At 63.1% G+C, this 16,316-nt stretch carries 15 protein-coding genes; 5 read left to right on the top strand and 10 right to left on the bottom strand.

Features of this window, described 5'->3' with window-relative positions; translation table 11 throughout:
• The first annotated feature begins 10 nt into the window (after positions 1-10).
• On the top strand, positions 11-508 hold the full coding sequence (gene greB, locus J4E63_RS06025; RefSeq protein WP_003199337.1) for a transcription elongation factor GreB: 498 nt from the start codon (positions 11-13) through the stop codon (positions 506-508).
• 7 nt (positions 509-515) lie between these two features.
• Here the strand turns inward: greB and J4E63_RS06020 are convergent, their stop codons facing one another.
• From J4E63_RS06020 to J4E63_RS06010, 3 genes are all read right to left on the bottom strand, one after another.
• On the bottom strand, positions 516-824 hold the full coding sequence (locus J4E63_RS06020; protein ID WP_024618163.1) for a hypothetical protein: 309 nt from the start codon (positions 822-824) through the stop codon (positions 516-518).
• A 250-nt stretch (positions 825-1,074) separates the two neighbouring features.
• Positions 1,075-1,509 carry a DoxX family protein gene (locus J4E63_RS06015; RefSeq protein WP_092167599.1) on the bottom strand — a complete coding sequence of 145 codons (435 nt, stop codon included), beginning with the start codon at positions 1,507-1,509 and terminating at the stop codon, positions 1,075-1,077.
• Between the two features lie 100 nt (positions 1,510-1,609).
• Entirely contained in the window at positions 1,610-3,031 is a 1,422-nt protein-coding gene (locus J4E63_RS06010) for a transglycosylase SLT domain-containing protein (RefSeq protein WP_207281370.1), read from the bottom strand.
• A 235-nt stretch (positions 3,032-3,266) separates the two neighbouring features.
• On the opposite strand from J4E63_RS06010, the gene J4E63_RS06005 reads away from it, so the two are divergent.
• From J4E63_RS06005 to J4E63_RS05995, 3 genes are all read left to right on the top strand, one after another.
• Positions 3,267-4,073, top strand: coding sequence for a TatD family hydrolase (locus J4E63_RS06005; protein WP_192259578.1), 807 nt, complete (start codon positions 3,267-3,269; stop codon positions 4,071-4,073).
• 246 nt (positions 4,074-4,319) lie between these two features.
• Positions 4,320-5,801 carry a methyl-accepting chemotaxis protein gene (locus J4E63_RS06000; RefSeq protein ID WP_207281369.1) on the top strand — a complete coding sequence of 494 codons (1,482 nt, stop codon included), beginning with the start codon at positions 4,320-4,322 and terminating at the stop codon, positions 5,799-5,801.
• 230 nt (positions 5,802-6,031) lie between these two features.
• A complete protein-coding gene (locus tag J4E63_RS05995) occupies positions 6,032-6,406 on the top strand; it encodes a terminase (protein WP_092252884.1) in 375 nt (124 codons plus the stop codon).
• Between the two features lie 11 nt (positions 6,407-6,417).
• On the opposite strand, the gene J4E63_RS05990 is transcribed toward J4E63_RS05995, so the two are convergent.
• From J4E63_RS05990 to J4E63_RS05980, 3 genes are all read right to left on the bottom strand, one after another.
• Complete coding sequence (locus J4E63_RS05990; RefSeq protein WP_192259571.1) at positions 6,418-7,215, bottom strand: acyl-CoA thioesterase II; 798 nt, start codon at positions 7,213-7,215, stop codon at positions 6,418-6,420.
• Between the two features lie 234 nt (positions 7,216-7,449).
• Positions 7,450-8,211 carry a CHAD domain-containing protein gene (locus tag J4E63_RS05985; RefSeq protein WP_207281368.1) on the bottom strand — a complete coding sequence of 254 codons (762 nt, stop codon included), beginning with the start codon at positions 8,209-8,211 and terminating at the stop codon, positions 7,450-7,452.
• 90 nt (positions 8,212-8,301) lie between these two features.
• Positions 8,302-8,592 carry a hypothetical protein gene (locus J4E63_RS05980; RefSeq protein WP_060738562.1) on the bottom strand — a complete coding sequence of 97 codons (291 nt, stop codon included), beginning with the start codon at positions 8,590-8,592 and terminating at the stop codon, positions 8,302-8,304.
• 207 nt (positions 8,593-8,799) lie between these two features.
• Between J4E63_RS05980 and J4E63_RS05975 the strand changes: the two genes are divergently transcribed.
• A complete protein-coding gene (locus J4E63_RS05975; protein ID WP_207281367.1) occupies positions 8,800-9,837 on the top strand; it encodes a patatin-like phospholipase family protein in 1,038 nt (345 codons plus the stop codon).
• Between the two features lie 119 nt (positions 9,838-9,956).
• Here the strand turns inward: J4E63_RS05975 and J4E63_RS05970 are convergent, their stop codons facing one another.
• From J4E63_RS05970 to kdpB, 4 genes are all read right to left on the bottom strand, one after another.
• On the bottom strand, positions 9,957-10,655 hold the full coding sequence (locus tag J4E63_RS05970) for a response regulator (RefSeq protein ID WP_060738564.1): 699 nt from the start codon (positions 10,653-10,655) through the stop codon (positions 9,957-9,959).
• A gap of 64 nt (positions 10,656-10,719) precedes the next feature.
• Positions 10,720-13,371 carry a sensor histidine kinase KdpD gene (locus J4E63_RS05965; RefSeq protein WP_207281366.1) on the bottom strand — a complete coding sequence of 884 codons (2,652 nt, stop codon included), beginning with the start codon at positions 13,369-13,371 and terminating at the stop codon, positions 10,720-10,722.
• Positions 13,372-13,503: 132 nt separating this feature from the next.
• Positions 13,504-14,049, bottom strand: a complete 546-nt coding sequence (kdpC, locus tag J4E63_RS05960) for a potassium-transporting ATPase subunit KdpC (protein WP_060738566.1) — start codon at positions 14,047-14,049, stop codon at positions 13,504-13,506.
• A 204-nt stretch (positions 14,050-14,253) separates the two neighbouring features.
• On the bottom strand, positions 14,254-16,308 hold the full coding sequence (gene kdpB, locus J4E63_RS05955) for a potassium-transporting ATPase subunit KdpB (RefSeq protein WP_207281365.1): 2,055 nt from the start codon (positions 16,306-16,308) through the stop codon (positions 14,254-14,256).
• Positions 16,309-16,316 lie beyond the last annotated feature (8 nt).

The following is a 16,316-nucleotide window of genomic DNA, read 5'->3' as shown; positions in this document are numbered from 1 at the left end:
AGAAGTTGCCATGAGCCGTTATCGCCCACCCCGCACCGCCGGCACCGCGCTGATCACCCCCGAGGGTGAAGCGCGGATGCGCGCTGAATTCCATGAGCTGTGGCATGTGCGCCGTCCCCAGGTGACCCAGGCGGTCAGCGAGGCGGCGGCCCAGGGTGATCGTTCGGAAAATGCCGAATACACCTACGGCAAGAAAATGCTGCGGGAAATCGACAGTCGCGTGCGCTTCCTCACCAAGCGCCTCGAAGCGCTCAAAGTGGTCAGTGAAAAACCCAGCGATCCGAACAAGGTATATTTTGGCGCCTGGGTCACGGTTGAAGATGAGGACGGCAAGGAATCACGCTACCGCATCGTCGGCCCGGACGAGCTGGACCTGAAACAGAACCTGATCAGCATCGACTCGCCGTTGGCACGGGCGCTGATCGGCAAGGCCCTGGACGCCGAGGTCAGCGTCCAGACGCCCACAGGCGAGAAACGGGTCTACATCGTGGACATCGCTTATCCGTAACCTCACCTCAACGGCGCGTGATCAAGCCCTGCCGTGCGACACGGGTCAGTTGCCGGATCATTTCAGGAGCGTCCGCTGCGCTGGGGGACTGGATGACAGCCAGGTCGAAGCTGTCATTGGCAAAACGCGCCAGTGACTCACCGTCTTCGACAAACTGGATCAGGAAGGCGGCAGGCCCGTGGTTGCGACGCGGCCAGCCGTCGAGGTAACGCAAGAGTGTTGGCTGGTGAGTGCCGCCCAGGAGAATTTTCGGGTTGCGTTGCACAAGGTTCGCCGTGATCGGCGCAAGACGTACAAGGGGACTGGGTGCGTTCATCGTGTCGTGTCTCTGCCTCGAAAGTCTGCATGGCAGGTGAGAGGCAACACCGAACCAGCGCTTTAGCGGTATTTCGAAGCCGTGTCTTTCCGGCTTCTATCGGCAACGGGATGAGTCACCTGGCGCCCCGCAAGTAGCTGTTTAAATCGGCGCATGAGCGGCATCCTAGAGAAGCTGACCGGCCAGTGTCAAGAATCACTCCCCATAAAAAAGGCCCGTACAAGACGGGCCTCGGGTTCCAATCGTGCACTCAACCCGCGATGGCGCGATCGACCGACAGCTTGCCCGCCCCTTCGATCAGCACGGCAATACTGCCCGCCAGCAAGGCCAGGGCGAACTCATAACCGTTGTTGGCCATGAACAAGCCGTTACCGATGTGCACGGAGAAAATCGCCACCAGCGACAGGAAGGCCAGGCCCAGTGCCGCTGGACGCGCCAGCAGACCGACGATCAGCGCCAGCCCGGCGAAAAACTCCGTACCGCCCGCCAGTGTCGCCATCACATAGCCCGGGGTCAGGCCGATGCTTTCCATCCACTGCGCCGTGCCTGCCAGGCCGTAGCCACCGAACAGGCCAAAGAGTTTCTGCGAGCCGTGGGCGGCAAATATGACACCGACGGCGATGCGCAGGACAGTCAAGCCATAGCCGGCGCGGGTGAACAGAACTTTGTTGATGAGAGTGCTCATAAGGTCATTCCTTGGGAGTAGTAGAGAGTGGCCGCTATATTAATCAATAAAACTCATGCTAAAAGCGGAAAATATCCGTAATACCAATCAGTTTATTCGATCATTTACGCAATGCAACCTTTTGCTCCTTCGGTTCCAAGGACTCCCGTTCACGATCAAACGCCAAGTAGTACTTATTCACACTATTAACATAGCTGACGGCGCCCATTCCTACCTGCTCCATGGCAATGCGTTCGACCTGGAAAAACCATTGGTTGGGGTTCAGCCCCCGCCGCCGGGCCTCGGCTCGCATGCCTTGGACGCGCTCGGGGCCCATGTTGTAGGCCGCCAGGACGAAAGCCATGCGTTCGCGCTCGTTGAGCTTGGGGCTGGCAAAGAACTTGCGGCGGATGAGGGCCAGGTACTTGGCGCCGGCCTGCACATTGGCGTCCAGGTTCTGGATGTTATCGACCCCGACCCGCTGGGCTGCCGCCGGGGTGATCTGCATCAGGCCGGTGGGGCCTGCACCGCTGCGGGCATTGGGTTGCAGGGCGGATTCCTTGAAAGCCAGGGCCGCCAGGTTGAGCCAGTCCATGCCCTGGGCATCGGCATGTTTTTGCAGCACCGGACGCAGGTTTTCCAGGCGTTGGCGGTTGGCCCGGGCCAGCGGATAGTGGACCTGATACAAACGCCGGTAGATGCGCAGGAACGCCGCGTCCTGGTTGGAGGGCACCTTGTAGGTCACCAGGAATCGGTCGATGCTCGCCCGCAGCATGGCGGCGTCACGGCGAACGAACCAATACTCGTCACCCGGCTCGCCGATCAGCACCTGGCGGTCGAAGCGCAGCTTGGGCAGGATCTTGCTCCAGCGCTCGGCAATGGGTTGCTCGACGATGGTCAGATGGAAAATCCCGCCCTGGACCATCTCCAGGACATCTTCCACAGCCAGGGTAGGATCGACCCATTCGATCTTCACCGGCGGCAGCTTGAGCAGCGCCAGTTTCTGGTTGATCTGGCTCACGGCATCCCCGGCCGCACTGCCGTTGGGCAGGGCCAGGGTCTTGCCGGAAAGTTGCTCCACGCGCGTGTAGCGCTTCTCGCCCTTGATGCCCACCAACAGCAAAGGCACGTCGGTACGGATCGGGTTGCTGGCGCTGACAGCATGGCCGGCCTGAGGCTCAAGCAGCTCACCCGGCGCGACGAGGTCGCCCTCCCCGCGCTGCAAGGCACCGAGCAGTTGGTCCTTGGCCTTGGGAATGATCTTGAGGGTAATTTCCTGGCCGTCCCGGGCGTGGCCGTTGAGGTATTGCTCGAAGGCGCGCAACCGATGGTATTCGACGCCAATGGGTTGCCCCTGGACTTCACCGGAGCTGTTGCGGCTCTGGTTGACCAAAACCTTCAACACACGGCTGCTGCGGATCTGCGCCAGGTCGCGCACCGTGCCCGGCGCCGCCGCCTGCACCGGCCCGGGCAGCCGGGCCTCGGCCGGTATCGGCAACAGCAGCGAACAACACAACAGTAACAATACCTGGGGACGTGTCATCCACTCTCCGGAAGGAACACTGCGGACCGCCTCCGTGAAAAACGAGGCTGGGTCGACAGAAACAGAGCGCCTGGGGCGCTGAAAAAGTGCGGAAGACTGGCACAGTGATGGCTTTTATACCAACCCTATGTGTCTCGCGGCCTTAACAGACAGCCTCAACTCATTGTAGTTCTTGGCTTTTCTTATAAATCTACAGCTCTGATATGCTTTCCGGCCTTTGGGCCGAGGTAGCACCATGCAACTCATCGATATCGGCGTCAACCTGACCAACCCCAGTTTCACCGACAAACACCAGGCGGTGCTTGAGCGCGCCTATGCATCCGGGGTCTGCCAACTGGTCTTGACCGGCACCAGCATCGAGGGCAGCGAACAGGCCCTGGAGTTGTGCCAACACCTCGACGAGACCGGGGAACGACTGTTTTCCACCGCCGGCATTCACCCCCACAGCGCCAGCGAGTGGACCGCCGACAGCGCCCGGCACCTCAAGGACCTGCTGATGCACAGCCGCGTGCGCGCGGTGGGTGAATGCGGGCTGGATTTCAACCGAGACTTCTCGCCCCGCCCCCAACAGGAAAAGGTCCTGGAGGAACACCTCGCCCTGGCGGTCCAGTTGCAATTACCGGTCTTCCTGCATGAGCGCGACGCCGACCAGCGCTTGCTGGACATCCTCCGGGAGTTTCGCGATCAATTGCCAGCGGCCGTGGTGCACTGCTTCACCGGGGAAAAAAAGGCGTTGTTCAGCTACCTCGATCTCGACCTGCATATTGGTATCACTGGCTGGATCTGCGACGAACGCCGCGGCACGCACCTGCACCCGTTGGTGCGCGAAATACCCCGTGGCCGGCTGATGCTCGAAAGCGACGCGCCCTACCTGCTGCCCCGCACGCTGCGGCCCAAACCCAAGAACGGGCGCAACGAGCCGGCCTACCTGACGGAAGTCCTGCGCGAAGTGGCCTTGCACCGGGGCGAAACCGAGGAAGACCTGGCAGCCCACAGCAGCGCCTGCGCCCGGGCGTTCTTTGGGTTGCCCACGATCTCCTGAACCCTGCAAATCCCTGTGGGAGCGAGTTTGCTCGCGATAGCGGCGTATCGGCCTGCACATTGGCTGACTGACACACCGCTATCGCGAGCAAGCTCACTCCCACAAGAGGACTTCGTTGTCTGTTGGCCCACATCAAAACCCTGGGACTCTGTTGTCTGTTGACCCACATCAAAATCCCGACACCTGAATAGCGGCAGAATAATGGCACCTTGCCAATGCTGTTTCCGCTATCAGAGAAAACCTTCCATGGGTGCCTGGCTTAGCAATATCTCGTTGAAATACAAATTCTGGGCGGTCAATGCGGTCGCCTTTATCACCACCCTGCTGCTGGTGCTCTACGCGGTGCACCTCGAACAGCAGGCGCGCAACCACGCAGCCCAGGCGAACGCCCAGGCCCAAGCACAGGTGCTCAAGGCCTGGCCTGCCGGGCAACCCTTGCCCAGGGCCGAGGATCTCTTGGCATTCCGGCGCGACCAGGTCCCGGTGTTCAACGAACGACCGTTGCCTTCGCTGGCTCAGGCCGATGGCTGGGTCGAACTCGATGCCGGGCCGCTGCTTGGCGACGATCCGTTGCTGGGTGCCCAAGTGATCCGTCGAGATGACGGACAGGCACTCGCGGTGTTGGCCCGAGGTGTAAGCCTGAGCCAAGTGTTCGGTGAACGCTTCAGCCAATACGCCATGGCCGTGTTCGTGTTGATGCTGGCAATGTTGGGCGCGTCGCAGCTGTTGATCCGCTTTTTGCTCAGCCAGCTCAACACGCTCAAAGACGTGATGCTGCATGTGGAAAAAACCGGTGACCTGTCCGCCCGCGTGCCTCTGGCCTGCAAGGACGAAGTGGGCCAGATGGCGGCGGCGTTCAACGCCATGCAGGCCGGTTATCAACGGGTGGTTGACACCGTCGCCAGCACTGCCCGGCAGCTGGACAGTGGCGCGGCGCGCCTGGCGTCGAGCATGAACGATGTTCGCCACGGCATGCTCGGCCAGCAAAGCGAAACCGATCAGGCAGCCACAGCGATCAACGAAATGTCCGCCACGGTTTATCACATCGCCCAGCACGCCGGCGCCACCCGCGACCTGTCGAAAACCGCCGACACCCTGGCCGGCAACGGTCACGAAGTGGTCGGTCGGGTGCAACTGTCGATCACCGGATTGTCGTCTGGGGTGCAGCAGACTGCCGAAATGATCCAGCGCCTGGCCGAAGACAGTCAGAAGATCAACGGCGTGGTCAATGTGATCCACAGCATCGCCGAACAAACCAATCTGCTGGCCCTGAACGCGGCCATCGAAGCGGCGCGGGCCGGGGAAATGGGCCGAGGTTTTGCCGTGGTGGCCGACGAGGTGCGCAACCTGGCCAAGCGGGTACAGGCCTCCACGGATGAAATCACCACCATGGTTTCGGCCCTGCAAGCCGGCACCCGGGACGCGGTGGACTTCATGCAGGAGAGTTCGCTCAAGGCCGACGATTGCGTGCAACAGGCCCGCGAGGCCGGCGACGCGCTGGCACAGATCACCGCAGCGGTGGCCCAAATGCGCGAGAGCAACACCCAGATCGCGGTCGCGGCCGAGCAGCAAAGCCACGTCGCCGAGGAAATGAACCGGGCGGTGGTGAGCATTCGCGACGTGACCGAAAACACCGTGCGCCAGACCGTCGATTCAGCCACCACCAGCGATGAACTGGCGACATTGGCAGGCGAGTTGAGCAAGGCGATTGGGCAGCTCAAGCTTTGAGGACGCCTTCGCGAGCAAGCTCGCTCCCACATGGGGTCTGTCGGGTTCACAAACTTTTGCGTCCAACTCGATCCAATGTGGGAGCGAGCTTGCTCGCGAAGAGGCCAGTACAGTCAACTCAAATGTAACCTTTGAAACTCTATCGCCCCGATAACCAACCTCGATTCGCAGGCGCCCTGGGCGGCACCTATTCTTCAAGCATGAGTGCACACGAATCGAGGAATAGCATCATGGGCAAACGTCACCCCAATCTTCCAGCCTGGCAATGGCGCGCCTACCCCGACAATCATCGCCACCCCACCAACCTGGTGTTGCACCTGATTGCCGTGCCGCTGTTCATCATCGCGTTTCTGCTGATTGTGACCGGCGTGTTCAGCTTGAGCCTGGGGGACATCGCCATCGGCGTCATCGGCCTGCTCGCGGCACTCGGCCTGCAGCGTCACGGACACAGCCTGGAGGCCCAGGCCTCCGAGCCGTTCAGCGATCGCAAGGATGCCGTGTCACGCCTGTTGGTGGAGCAGTTCCTGACTTTTCCGCGGTTCTTTCTCAGCGGTGGCTGGTGGCGCGCCTGGCGTGATCGCCACCGTCACAACCGTAAACCTTAACCGAAGCGGCCTTACCCAAAGATCGTTACCGTCTGCCGGCTCAGGGCGATCAAGCGGCCATCGGCGCTCCAGAACTTCGCGGCAATATGGCCGTAGCCGTCCTGGGCATGTTCGATCTCGGCCAGGTATTTGCACCAGTCCAGTGTCGTGAGGTCCAGCAGCGGCTGGACGAACTCAATGGTCCACGTGAGCGTGCTGCCCGGGGCCATTTGCGAGAGGTGAGGCAACAACGCCGGGGGCCAGGCGTCCACCAGGGCCAGGATATGGCTTTCGTTCAGCGGCTCCTCCTGCACATCGCCGCGCAAGCGCACCCAGCCGCCCATGCTCCGGGATTTATTGCCGCTGAATGGCACGCCGCCTACGCTCCAGCGCATCGCCAGGTGCCGCATGAACTCCGGGGTCATGCCCTTGACGTAAGGCAGCTCCTGGCATTGCTCCACGCTCTTGAATTCCGGCGCGGGATCGGCCTGCACCGCCACCACGGACGAGCGCGAGGCACCAAAGCTGCCTTGCACCACGGTCACCACCTGACCGTTCTGCACCGCACGCCCCAACACTTGGCTTACCGCCTTGCCTTCTCGCAACACGTCGACTTCGAAACTGACCGGCACGTCGGGCTCGACCGGGCCGACAAAAGTAATCGCCAGGGAACGCACCGGGCGATCCGCCGGCACTTGGGCACGCATCGCCTCATACTGCAGCGCCGCCACCAACCCGCCAAAACTGGCCCGGCCCTGGCCCCACTCTGGCGCGATGGTCACCGCACCTGGCTGCCGGCGCACGGCATCGATCAACTCGGAAAAGCGCATGACGACCTCGAAAACAGGGGAAAAGGAGATGACGGCATCTTAACCAGCCCAGGCAGGCGGCACAGGGCTCATTCCGGCCAAAGAGGCTGACAGAAAAGCCGAGGATTCCTGAATCCACCCAACCACTGTGGGAGCGAGCTTGCTCGCGATGGCGGCGTATCAGTCAACCTGTATGCAAACTGACCCACCGCCATCGCGAGCAAGCTCGCTCCCACAAGGGGAAATGGGGTGACTTCAGGATTTTTCGAAGCAACTCGCAATCAGCTTGTCGAGCACCTTGTCGGACTTGGCCTCGGCCTTTTCCATCGTGGCGTGCCAGGTGGGCACGCAAGCTTGCAGATCGGTTTCTTCCTTGGCCCTGGCCAGCCATTGCCAGCAATCGTGCCAGTCGCCCAGCACGCCCTGGGCGGACTTGAGCCGTGGCATGGCGGCTTCGGGCAGGCGGTCGAGCTCAGGATAAGCTTCGATGGCGTAGCGCACGCGCTTGATCAGCAGGCGCAACCGGTGGCGGTCATGAGCTGGATCACGCAGGGCTTCGCCGAGTTTCTTCCACTGTTTGTCCAAGCGCTTTTCGATGCGTTTGCGCAAGCCCTTCAGCAGCCCCTCACGCTGGGCGGCGCGAACGAAGCGCGGGAAGGCATCGAGCATCATCAGCAACTGGGCCAGTTCAACACTCGCGGCCACGGCGGGATAGGCATCGGCCATTTGTATCTGGCGTCGCCGCGCCGCCTCGGCCAGGCCATGTTGTTCAAGGTAAGCCGCCAACACTTCCCGGTCGCGCAGCGGCGTGGTCAGGGTGCCCACCGCCGAAGCCGCCGTTTCCAGTTGTTCGACGCCGGGCAACCCACGCAGCGGACGAAGCAGGCTGCGCAAACGGCGCACCGTGGTCCGCAGGTCATGCAGCGCTTCGCTGTCGGTGTGGGCATTCAAGCGGGCCTGACAGGCCAACAGGCGGACTTCCAGGCCCAATATGCGGGCCACCAGCCGATCGATCATGGAACGTACTCCGTACGCATCTTTGGGCTGCAAGCTGCAAGTGGAAGCAGTGGGTATCGCCCTCTTGCCGCTTGTAGCTTGCGGCGGCCTTTATCGTCCCGCGCGGGATTCGCGAATGTAGAAACGTGCCTTCTCGGCTTTCTTGGAGCAGCCTTCGAACGCTTCGAATTGCTGCTGGGTCTTGGCGCCCGTCAGCAGGGACAAGGCCTTGGAGTAGCTGACGGTGCCGGCAAAGCCTTCGGCCTTGGCCAGGTCCAGTTCACGCCAGGCGCTGTCGAGCTGGCTGCCACAACTGTCGCGGTAAGCGGTTTTACCTGCGCAACCGGCCAGGGCCAAAATCATCAAAGATGCCACCAAGGGCAGGCGGATCCGGGCTTTCATCAATAACACCTCAGGTCAGGTCAACAGTCGTGCTGTTAAGACGGTGGCAACGGCGAAAAGTGCCTTGCTTGACCGCGTAAATTCAAGTGTGGCCGAGCATACGCAAATGCCGTCGCAGCGTGTCAAAAAACGACGTCTGCGCCACAACGATTGAGCCGAGCCGTCGATGAGTGCATTGTTGAAGTCTGTTCGACAAGAGGCCGGGTCATGACAAAACGTGTCGCATTGGTATTGGGCTCGGGTGGCGCCCGGGGCTATGCCCATATCGGGGTGATCGAAGAAATCGAACGACGTGGCTACGACATTGCCTGCATCGCCGGTTGTTCCATGGGGGCTGTCGTGGGTGGGATCTATGCGGCGGGCAAGCTCGAGGAGTACCGCAACTGGATCGAAAGCCTGGATTACCTGGATGTCCTGCGCCTGGTGGACGTCAGTTTTCGCCTGGGGGCGATCCGCGGCGAGAAGGTCTTTGGGCAGATCCGCAAGATCGTCGGCGAACTCAACATTGAAGAGTTGCGCATCCCCTACACCGCCGTCGCGACCGACCTGACCAACCAGCAGGAAATCTGGTTCCAGGAAGGCTGCCTGCACCAGGCCATGCGCGCCTCAGCGGCGATTCCCAGCCTGTTCACACCCGTGATGCAAGGCAATCGCATGCTGGTGGATGGCGGCCTGCTCAATCCGTTGCCGATCGTGCCGGTGGTGTCGAGCCACTGCGACTTGATCATCGCGGTCAACCTCAACGCCACCAACCAGAAACAGTACCGATTACCGGTGATCCCGCGTCCCGCCGCGTTCAGGCGCCGCTTCGACACCCTGGTCAGCTCCCTGGGTTCGCGCCTGCCGTTTCGCCGCAAGCAGGCCGAGCAGTTGTTGCTGCTGGAGCAGGAAGCCTTGAAGGCCGAGGCCGCCGAGATCAACCCGTGGATCGACTCGGCCGAGCCCGAGGGCCAACAACCGGCTGCCGCGCCAGAGAACGAAGGCGCACCGAAATCCGCCACCGGCTCATTCATCATCGATAACGTCGGCCCGGCTTCATTGCTGGACCTGATCAACCAGAGCTTCGAAGTGATGCAGACCTCGCTGGCCCAGTACAAGATCGCCGGTTACCCGCCGGATGTGCTGATCAACGTGCCGAAACGGGTGTGCCGGTTCTTCGAGTTCTACAAGGCGCCAGAGTTGATCGCTCTGGGGCGGGAGATTGCCAGCGATACCCTGGATCGCTATGAGCGTGAACAGAACTAGGCATTTGCGCTGGCTGTGGGGGCCTCATCGCGAGCAAGCTCGCTCCCACACTGAATCTGTGGTGGACACCCTGTGGGAGCGAGCTTGCTCGCGATGGCGGCAGCCCGGACAACGCAGAACTAAAGCCCACCTTCCCCCAACAACCGATACCCCACCCCCGCCTCGGTCACGATGAACCGCGGCCGGGTCGGGTCGTCGGCCAGCTTCTGGCGCAGGTGACCGACCACGATCCGCAGGTAGTGACTGTCTTCGGTGTGGGTCGGGCCCCAGATGTCCTTGAGCAATTGTTGCTGGGTGATGACCCGCCCCGGGTGCCGCGCCAGTTGCGCCAGGACGGCGTATTCCTTGCGGGTCAGGGCCACTTCGGTGCCGTCCAGCAGCACCCGTCGATAGGCCAGGTCCACCGTCAGCGGGCCGAACTTCAGCGCGGCTTCCTGTGGCTCGCCGGCCGGGGCCTGGCGCAACAAGGCGCGGATGCGGGCGAGGAATTCCTGGATGCCGAACGGCTTGGTCACGTAATCGTTGGCACCGTTGTCCAACGCCTCGACTTTCTGCGCCTCGCTGGCCCGCACCGAGAGCACGAGCACCGGCACCGTCGACCATTGGCGAAACTCGCGCAGCACCTGTTGGCCGTCCATGTCCGGCAGGCCCAGGTCGAGCACCAGCAGATCGGGCTTGTTCAGCGCCGCTTGGGCAAGCCCTTCGGCGCCGGTGCCGGCTTCCAGCACCTTGTAGCCTTGGGAGCTCAAGCTGATGCGCAAGAATTTGCGGATCTGCGGTTCGTCATCGATGACCAAAAGGGTCGCGGTCTGGCTCATGGGGTTCGTTCGTTGCAATCCAGTGGAAAGGCACGCAAGTGACAAGAGAGTATCTCAGCCAGGCTCAAGCTTCATCGTCCATGCCCGGTTGCGCCTGCAACGGCAAGTGCAACGTGATGCAGGTGCCGCGTCCGTCGAGGCCATCGGCCACGCTGATTCGCCCGCCGTGGGCACCGACCATGCCCTGGCAGATCGCCAATCCCAACCCTGTGCCCTGCCCGCCCCGATCACCGCGCGCGGCGGTGTAGAACATATCGAAGATTTTCTCCCGCTCCTCTTCAGGAATCCCGGGGCCTTCATCGGCCACGGCAAAAAACACCTCATTGGCGGTCGCCCCGGCACACAGCAGCAGGCGTCCTTGGGCTGGCGAGAACCGCGTCGCGTTCTCCAGCACGTTCACCAGGGCCTGCTCGATCAACGCGGCGTGAACATAGAGCAAGGGCAATTCAGCGGGTACCTCGACCGTGAGCGCCAGGGGCGCCAACACCGCTCGCAGGCGATTCAGCGCACTGCCAACGATGTCGGCCGGCGCCACCCAGTCCCGCGCCAGTTTCAGGGCGCCGTGGCCGAGACGAGTCATGTCCAGCAAGTTCTGGATGTAGCGATCCAACCGCTCGGCTTCATCGCGGGTGCCTTCGAGCAGCTCGCGACGATCGGCCAGCGGGATCGCCTCCCCCAGCGCCAACAGGCTGTCGATGCTGCCGCGCATGGCGGTCAGCGGTGTGCGCAGATCGTGGGACACGGACGCCAGCAAAGCGCTGCGCAGTTGCTCGGTTTCGCCGTGCAAACGCGCCGCCTCCAGGTCCTGGGCCAGTTGCGCCCGAGCCAGCGCCTGGGCCAATGGCTGACTGAGGGCCGCCAGCAAACGGCGACGCTGACCACTCAGGGGCTGGTCTTCTTTCGGGCAGGCCCCCAGCAAGGCCAGCGGCCCGCCCTCCGCCGACAACGGCCACCACCACCAGCGCCCGGAGGGCAGTGTCCCGGTGCCGGCGCCGGCCGACTGATCGTGCTGCCAGGACCAATCGGCCGCCGCGCGCTCGGCCTCGGTGAGGGTCAACGGCTCACCGCTTTCGACCTTCCAACCGCCCTGGCTGTCGCGGTTGAGCAGGCATAGCTGCAAGTCGTGCCAACCGTTGAGGTGCTGCGCAGCGGCGCTGATCACGGCCTGGCGGTCGGTGGCGGCAGTGAGTTTGCGGGACAGGTCCAGCAGTTCGCCGGTTTCCTGTTGGGTGTCGCGCAAGGCCTGCAACTGGCGGCGCTGGCGAGCGGCCAGGTTGCCGGTCAGGGCCGCCATGAGCAGGAAAAACACCAGCGTCAGCACGTCTTCTTCGCGCTGGATGGTCAGGGAAAAATTCGGCGGGATGAACAGGAAATCATAGGCCAGGAACGACAGCGCCGCGCAGGCCAACGCCGGGCCAAGGCTGCTGCGTACGGCCACCAGCAACACCGCCATCAGGAACACCAGGGAGATATTGGGCAACGCCAGCAATCCCGAGATTCCCCAGGCCAATGCGCTGGCCACTACGGTCGCCAGCAACGCCAGCACATAATCGAACCTGGTCTGGACGGCGCCTGAGTGCACGCGGGCGGGACGCGGTTGCTCATCGCTGTCCAACACGTTGATTTCCAGGCCCCGGGCACCGCGCAGCAGGCGCGAAGCGAGGCCGCCGCCAAACAGCCGTCGGCGCAGGCGCGGCCGGGACTGGCCCACCAGCACCAGCGTGGCGCGACGTTCGCTGGCGTGCTGGATCAGCGTCCTGGCCACTTCACCGGCCCGCAGCAGCACCACTTCGCCGCCGAGGCGTTCAGCCAGTTGCTGGGCATTCTGCAGGCGCTGGCGCGAGGCCTCGTCACGGGCGCTGCCGTTGTCCACGTGCACCAGGCTCCACGGCAAATGCCGACGCTGGGCGACGCGGCTGGCATGGCGCACCAGGCGTTCAGCCTGCACATCCCCGTCCACCCCCACCAGCAAGCGTCCGCGCACCGCCGGCGCGGCCTGGCCCAGTTGTCGATAGCCCAGGGCCAGGTCATTGTCGACCTGGGCGGCGGCGGTCTGCATCGCCAGCTCACGCAACGCGGTCAGGTTGGTCTGGGAGAAAAACGCATCGATCGCCGCCCGGGCCTGTTCCGGCACGTAGACCTTGCCATCGCGCAGACGCTCCAGCAGCTCACGGGGTGGCAGGTCGATCAGCAGCAGTTCATCGGCCTCCTGCAGGACCCAGTCCGGTAGCGTCTCACGCACCTGCACGCCAGTGATGCCGCGCACTTGGTCGTTGAGGCTTTCCAGATGCTGGACATTGACCGTGGTGTAGACGTCGATGCCCGCCGCGAGCAGTTCCTGAATGTCCTGCCAACGCTTGGCATGGCGGCTGCCGGGGGCGTTGCTGTGGGCCAGTTCGTCCACCAGGACCAGGTGCGGCCGAGCGGCGAGCAAGCCGTCGAGATCCATTTCCTCGAGCATCACGCCACGATATTCCGAGCGCACCAACGGCTGCTGCGCCAGGCCGCCGAGCAGCGCTTCGGTTTCGGCACGACCGTGAGTTTCCACCACCCCGGCGATGACCGTCACGCCTTGGCGCAGTTGGGTGTGAGCCGCTTGCAGCATGGCGTAGGTCTTGCCGACACCCGGGGCCGCGCCCAGGAAGACCTTGAGCCGACCACGGCCGTTACGGGGCAGATTGGCTAACAGTGCGTCGGCGCGGCCGGAGTCGCTCATGCTGGGAATTCTCTTGTTTCGAATGGGTTCAGCCATCCCGTGGGAGCGAGCTTGCTCGCGATAGCGGTAGGTCAGCCAACATTGAGGGAGACTGATACACCCTCATCGCGAGCAAGCTCGCTCCCACAGGTTCTACAGTTTTTCCAGGGCCAGGTTCAGCGCCAGCACATTCACCACCGGTGGGCCCACCAGGGGTTGCTCGATGTTGTCGTCGAGCAATTGCTGCAAGGTCGAGGCCGGCAGGTTGCGCGCGGCGGCGACACGCGCCAGTTGATAGGCAATTGCCGCCGGAGGCAAGTGCGGATCCAGTCCGCTGCCGGAGGTGGTCAGCAATGCCAGCGGCACCGGGCCCTGACCCGGAACCTGAAGTTTGCGGGCGTCATCGATCACCCGTGTGGCCAGGGCCGGATTGCTCGGGGAGAAATTACTGGCACCGCTGGCGACCGTGGCGAAGGCACCGGCCGATGGCCGTGGATGAAACCAGGCATCGCCGGTGAAGTCCTGGGCGATCAGCATTGAGCCTCGGACCTTGCCGGCGGCATCGACGATCAGGCTGCCGTTGGCTTGGGCGGGAAAGGCGACTTGCGCCACGCCGGTGACCACCAGTGGGTAGGCGACACCGGTGATCAGGCTCATCAGCAATAACAGGCTCAAGGCCGGGCGAATCAGAGTGGACATTTCAAAATCCTCGAATCAAAAAATTCATCGTGGCGAGGGAGCTTGCTCCCGCTGGGCTGCGAAGCAGACCCAAAACCAGCCCCAGCTGTGTGTCAGGCTGGTTGGAGTCAATTTCCTGGGGGTTGCTTCGCAACCCAGCGGGAGCAAGCTCCCTCGCCACAAAACCTCTCCTGGCACAAAAAATCTGTGCACCGAACATCAGGCTCAAACCAGGTGCAACGCCGTCAGCAACATATCGATCGCCTTGATCCCCACGAACGGCACCACGATCCCGCCCAGGCCATAGATCAACAGATTGCGCCGCAACAGCGCCGCCGCGCTTGCCGCTTGCACGCGCACGCCGCGCAGGGCCAGAGGAATGAGCACGACGATGATCAGGGCGTTGAAGACAATGGCCGACAAAATCGCGCTCTGCGGGCTGCTCAGGTGCATCACGTTCAGCACGCCGAGCTGTGGATAAATCGACGCGAACAGTGCCGGCAGGATGGCGAAGTACTTGGCGATGTCGTTGGCGATGGAAAAGGTGGTCAGCGCCCCACGGGTCACCAACAGCTCCTTGCCGATCTGCACGACGTCCAGCAATTTGGTCGGGTCGCTGTCGAGGTCGACCATGTTGGCCGCTTCCCGCGCGGCCTGGGTGCCGTCGTTCATCGCCATGCCGACATCAGCCTGGGCCAGGGCCGGGGCGTCGTTCGCGCCGTCGCCGCACATGGCCACCAGCCGACCGTCATTTTGCTCGTGACGGATACGTGCCAGCTTTTTCTCCGGCGTGGCCTCCGCCAACACGTCGTCGACACCGGCCTCGGCGGCAATCGCGGCGGCAGTCAGCGGGTTGTCGCCGGTGACCATCACCGTGCGAATCCCCAGCTTGCGCAGCTCGGCAAAACGCTCACGGATGCCGGGCTTGACCACGTCCTTGAGATGGATAGCGCCGAGCAGCTTGCCGTCCGCGCACACCAGCAACGGCGTACCGCCGCTCTGGGCGATCTTGTCGACCTCCCGCGCCAGGGCCGGCGGCAATTCATTGCGTGCAAGGCCGATGAAATCCAGCAAGGAATCCACGGCGCCCTTACGATAGATGCGCCCCTGATAGTCGACCCCGGACAGACGGGTTTCGGCACTGAACGGCACGGCCGTCAGTGCGTCGACGCCCGGCTCGGGCTGTGGGTGCAAACCTCGCAGGTACTCGACGATGGACTTGCCCTCGGCCGTGTCGTCAGCCAACGAGGCGAACAGCGCGCCTTCGGCCAGCTCCTTGGCACTCACACCTGGGGCGGCATAGACCGCCGTACAACGCCGATTGCCAAAGGTAATGGTGCCGGTCTTGTCCAGCATCAAAACATGCACGTCTCCCGCCGCCTCGACCGCACGGCCGGATTTGGCGATCACGTTCAGGCGCACCAACCGATCCATCCCGGCGATGCCGATGGCCGACAGCAGCCCGCCGATGGTGGTGGGAATCAAGGTGACCAGCAGCGCCACCAGAAACACCAGCGGCAGGCTGGCGTTGGCGAAATGGGCGAACGGTTGCAGCGTCACCACCACCAACAGGAAGATCAGCGTCAGGCCGATCAGCAGGATATCCAGCGCCACCTCGTTCGGCGTTTTCTGGCGCTTGGCGCCTTCCACCAAAGCGATCATGCGGTCCAGGGTGGACTCGCCGGGATTGCTGGTGATGCGTATCAGCAGCCAGTCAGAGACCAGCCGCGTATTGCCGGTGACAGCCGAGCGATCGCCGCCGGACTCGCGGATGACCGGCGCCGATTCGCCGGTGATCGCCGCCTCGTTGACCGCGGCGATGCCGTCAATCACCTCTCCGTCGCCGGGGATCATGTCGCCGGCCTCGACGCGCACCACATCGCCTTTGCGCAGACGAGTGGCGGGGACTGTTTCAAACCCGCTGGCAGTCTGGCGACGGGCGTTGAGGCCTTCGCTGCCGGCCTTGAGGCTGTCGGCCCGGGCCTTGCCGCGCCCTTCGGCCAAGGCTTCGGCAAAGTTGGCGAACAGCACGGTGAACCACAGCCACAGCGCAATCTGCGCGGCGACGAACGTCGGCACCGTAGTGTCGGGAATGAAGCACAACACAGTGGTGAGGATCGCGGTCAGTTCCACCACCAGCATCACCGGGGCACGGTGCAACTGGCGAGGGTCGAGCTTGACGAAGGCTTGCACCAACGCTGGCCGCCAGAGGGCCGACAGGTGGGTCTTCGGTTGTTCCGGCGCCTTGGCGGCGACGGTTTTGCTCATCGGCATATTCATCATCAGAT

The organism is Pseudomonas sp. FW300-N2F2, assembly GCF_017351655.1.
Taxonomy (GTDB): Bacteria; Pseudomonadota; Gammaproteobacteria; order Pseudomonadales; family Pseudomonadaceae; genus Aquipseudomonas; species Aquipseudomonas fluorescens_AA.
The sequence above is the reverse complement of the archived record's forward strand: the minus strand, read 5'-3'. Positions and strand labels throughout refer to the sequence as shown.